The 3697-nt window shown below is 69.7% G+C and carries 5 protein-coding genes; all 5 read right to left on the bottom strand.

Annotated elements, in window-relative coordinates; all coding sequences use genetic code 11:
- A partial coding sequence (locus tag G3I19_RS35280; RefSeq protein WP_203601060.1) for a hypothetical protein occupies positions 1-278 on the bottom strand: 278 nt, incomplete at its 3' end.
- An 18-nt stretch (positions 279-296) separates the two neighbouring features.
- Positions 297-455, bottom strand: a complete 159-nt coding sequence (locus tag G3I19_RS37120; protein ID WP_328537638.1) for a DUF6760 family protein — start codon at positions 453-455, stop codon at positions 297-299.
- Positions 452-931: a hypothetical protein gene (locus G3I19_RS35275; protein ID WP_164267766.1), complete on the bottom strand. Its 480-nt coding sequence runs from the start codon at positions 929-931 to the stop codon at positions 452-454. Before G3I19_RS35275 ends, G3I19_RS37120 begins: the two co-directional genes overlap by 4 nt.
- On the bottom strand, positions 931-1374 hold the full coding sequence (locus tag G3I19_RS35270) for a phage tail protein (protein WP_164267765.1): 444 nt from the start codon (positions 1372-1374) through the stop codon (positions 931-933). The genes G3I19_RS35275 and G3I19_RS35270 overlap by 1 nt, the downstream gene beginning before the upstream one ends.
- 166 nt (positions 1375-1540) lie before the next feature.
- Positions 1541-3133 (bottom strand): phage tail sheath family protein, encoded by a 1593-nt coding sequence (locus G3I19_RS35265; protein ID WP_164267764.1) that lies wholly within the window; start codon positions 3131-3133, stop codon positions 1541-1543.
- Positions 3134-3697 lie beyond the last annotated feature (564 nt).

The following is a 3697-nucleotide window of genomic DNA, read 5'->3' as shown; positions in this document are numbered from 1 at the left end:
TCGAGCACGGCGTGCGAGAGCGACCCCGAGAAGGACGGGTTCTGCCACGTGGCCAGCCGGGACGAGAAGTCGGCGGTGGCCACGGCGTGCCCCGCCGTGTGCTGGGTCGCCCGCTGGATCGCGGGCAGGCCGTTCCAGTCGTGCCCGGAAGCCCCCACCACGTCCGGCGTGACCGCCGCCGGGGCGGGCGGTGCCGGGGCGGCGGGTGCCGCGGTGGTGCGGGCAGGTGAAGCCGGGCCCGTGTCGGTGCGGCCCCTGAACCGGTCGAGGAATCCCATGACGGTGTCCCGCCTCCCTTACCGCTCCGCCGACGCGCGGGTCACGAGCGTGGCGATCTGCTCGGCATAACGGCGCCTGTCGCGGTGTTCGAGGTCCAGGATGTCCTCCAGGCTCCAGTGGAAGTGGTAGGCGATGTACGCGATCTCCTCGTGGACACGTTCGGTCGCGTACGTCACGATTCCCCCAGGCGGCTCCCGCCGAGTTCGACCTCGAACGGCTGCTCACAGTGCGGACAGGTCACGCCGGCCCTGGTGTGGCCCTCGGCGTTCACCTGACGGTAGAAGTCCTGCAGGAAGGCGAGGTCGGAGGCGAACATGTTCTCCACCACACCGTCGTGCATGTGCGCCACGCTGCCCAGCCGGGTGATGACCCGGCCGAGCAGAACGACGGACAGATACGCGGGGTTCTCCTGCACCCGGATGTCCCGCAGCGGGATCAGCTCGTCCCGTGCGGTGGCCAGGCGCATCACACCTTCACGGTGCACGTTCCCCGCTTCGTCCACGTAGCCGCGCGGCAGCTCGAAGGCGAACTCGGTACGCAACTCCCGTCGTGCGGGAGGCGGTTCGACCGCTGCTGCGACCGGGGCCGCCGCCTCGGGAGTGACCGTGGCGGCGGCGGCCGGTGCAGGCTGGGCAGCTACTCCCCTGCGCATTACTCCATGATCATTTCTTCGTAGGTGATCGTGACGGACTCGGTGAGGGCCGAGGCTTCGCCCGCCTTCACGGTGCTGGCCGAGACCTTGCTGCACCAGGCGTTGCGGAGGTGGTACCGCTTCACGGGGCTGTTCTGGTAGTCCATCACGATGATGCTGGCGTTCTTACGGGCCGAGCCCATGTCGCCGCGTACGGAGGCGTTGATCCAGTCGTTGAAGGACTTGGACTGGGTCATGCCGCGGACGACCGTGGCCTCTCCCGCCTTCTTCACGCCGGGCAGCTTCTTGGTGATGGGCTGGCCGTTCGACGAGACCTGCTGGAACTCGATGACGTCCTGCGTCATGTCCAGGCCGTTGACCTCCTGGAGGTACTCGACCATGACGCCGTCGATCTGGAGACCGAAATTATGTGAAGTGAGCGAATCGCCGGGCATGAGGCTCATGGACGCTGTTCCTTCTGTTCGCGCTGTCCGTGGTGTCGGTAGTGCCGGTGGTGCTGGTACCGGTGCCCGCCGCACGGCCCCTGCGGGCCGTGGCTGACGGGCGACCGGTGGTGCGCGGGCCCGGGCCCGGCGGCCAGGTTCTGACCGCCGGGCCCGGGACGCGCTGCTACTCCTCCAGCTCTCCGCCACCGCTGGAGAACTGGGCCAGCCTGAAGATCACGAACTCGGCCGGCTTGACCGGTGAGACACCGATCTCGCAGATGACCCGGCCGAGGTCCACCGACTCCGCCGGGTTGGTCTCCGCGTCGCACTTCACGTAGTAGGCGTCCTCCGGCGTCGCGCCGAAGAGTGCGCCGTTGCGCCACTCCGTCACCATGAAGGCGGAGATGTTCCGCCGGATCCGGGCCCAGAGAGCCTGGTCGTTCGGCTCGAAGACGACCCACTGGGTACCTGTGAGGATCGACTCCTCCAGGTAGTTGAAGTACCGGCGGACGTTCAGGTAGCGCCAGGCCGGGTCGGAGGAGAGCGTGCGCGCTCCCCAGATCCGGATACCGCGGCCGGGGAAGGCCCGGATGCAGTTGATGCCGAGCGGGTTGAGCAGATCCTGCTCGCCCCTGGTGATCTGCATCTCCAGATCCACGGCGCCGCGGACGACCTCGTTGGCGGGCGCCTTGTGCACACCGCGCTCGAAGTCGTTACGGGCCCAGACACCGGACACGTGGCCACTCGGCGGGATCAGCCTGGTCTGGCCGCCCGCCGGGTCGAAGACCTTGATCCACGGGTAGTACAGGGCTGCGTACTTGGAGTCGTAACCCGCGGTCTCCTGACGCCAGACACGGATCTCACGGGCGTTGAGGCCGGGCGGCGGGTCGATGACGGCCAGCCGGTCGCCCATCAGCTCGCAGTGCGCGATCAGACCGAGCTGGACGGCCTTGACGGCCTCCAGGTCGATGGCACCGCGCTGGTAGGCGGCCATCAGGTCGGGGACCGCGACCATCGAGATCTCGTCGACGGCCTCAAGACCGCCGAAGCCGGTCCGGTCCGCGGAGTCGCCGAGGTAGTCGCCGATCCGCACCTGCTCGGGCTGCTGCTGCTCGACCGGGGCCGGCGTGGCCGGGGCGGCGGGCGGCGCGGACAGCGCGACCGTCTGGTTCTCCGGCCTCGCGACCTGCGCGGCAGCGGCGTCCTCCTGCAGGAGGATCAGCTTCGACCGCTCCTTGACCTGGGTGACGACGTAATTGCGGTTGCCCTTCTTGGCCGACACGTCGAAGGTCTCCGCGACCTTCTCGCCGTCCTTGACAACCAGCTTGAAGCGGTCCGCGGGACCCTCGGAGTCCGCGACCTCGACACTGATGGAGCCACTCTCGCCGGGCGCGATCGCCGACACCGCGAAGGTGCCGAGCTGCTTCGGCTCGCCGGCCGGCAGTGCGGCCTGGGCGGGACGGCCGGTGACGGCCGCCGGGGTCCGCTCCTCCTCGCCGGGAACCCCACCGGGGGCTCCGCCGACGCGGACCACGTAGGCGGCAGAACCGCCGTTGTTGAAGAATCCGTAGACCGAGTGCGCGAGGAAGTAACCGTCGGTGAACTCACCGAATGACGCGACGTACTGCGTCCAGTTGGTCACCAGCGTCGGCTCGTTCAGCGGCCCAACGGGCGCGAGACCGACAAAGGCGGCGACCGAGGTGCCCACCCCCTCGATCGGACGGGAGCCGCTGGCCACCTCCTCCACGTACACACCTGGTGACAGGTAAGACGGCATGCTCAGCTCTCCTCGGGGTACGAGACACGACCTGCCCTCCACTCTGGGAGGCGGGGAGCGCCGGCGAAACGTCCTCCGGTACCTATCCGAGGGCATACCGCATGCCCTGAGGGGCAGCCGGGCACCCCGGGGACCGGCGCGGGCCCTTCGCGCGAGCCCGCCCGGCGCCGGCGCGGCAGCGGGCGAACGGCCAGATAATCACAGACAGACGCCGCGTTGTCACCCGTTGCTGTCCCGCCGGCCCTCGGCCCGGCCCTCCGTACCGGGACGATCCGCCCGCGCGGCCGCGGCCCTGAACCGGCCGGGCCCGCCGGGGCCTTGACCGGCGGCCGCACGGGCGCGACCGTTGCCCCCGACCGCCACCGAGGGCACCCGGAGAGACCGCTCGGGCAACAGTCCTGCCCCGCCGCCTGGTGACACGACGTCATGCCGCTGACTAGTGTCCGGCGCGTGAGCATCTGGACCTCTCTGGAGCCTGCGTCCACCACCGTGGACCCCGGCAGTACGGCCACCGTGCGGCTACGGCTGCGCAACACGGGCGACGTCGTCGACGAGTACCGGTGC

This window comes from Streptomyces sp. SID10853, from assembly GCF_010548145.1.
GTDB lineage: Bacteria > Actinomycetota > Actinomycetes > Streptomycetales > Streptomycetaceae > Streptomyces.
The sequence above is the reverse complement of the archived record's forward strand: the minus strand, read 5'-3'. Positions and strand labels throughout refer to the sequence as shown.

Excerpts from the sequence above, each read along its gene's own strand:
- G3I19_RS35275 (WP_164267766.1), bottom strand. The coding sequence starts at position 931 with ATGCGCAGGGGAGTAGCTGCCCAGCCTGCACCGGCCGCCGCCGCCACG.
- G3I19_RS35270 (WP_164267765.1), bottom strand. The coding sequence starts at position 1,374 with ATGAGCCTCATGCCCGGCGATTCGCTCACTTCACATAATTTCGGTCTC.
- G3I19_RS35265 (WP_164267764.1), bottom strand. The coding sequence starts at position 3,133 with ATGCCGTCTTACCTGTCACCAGGTGTGTACGTGGAGGAGGTGGCCAGC.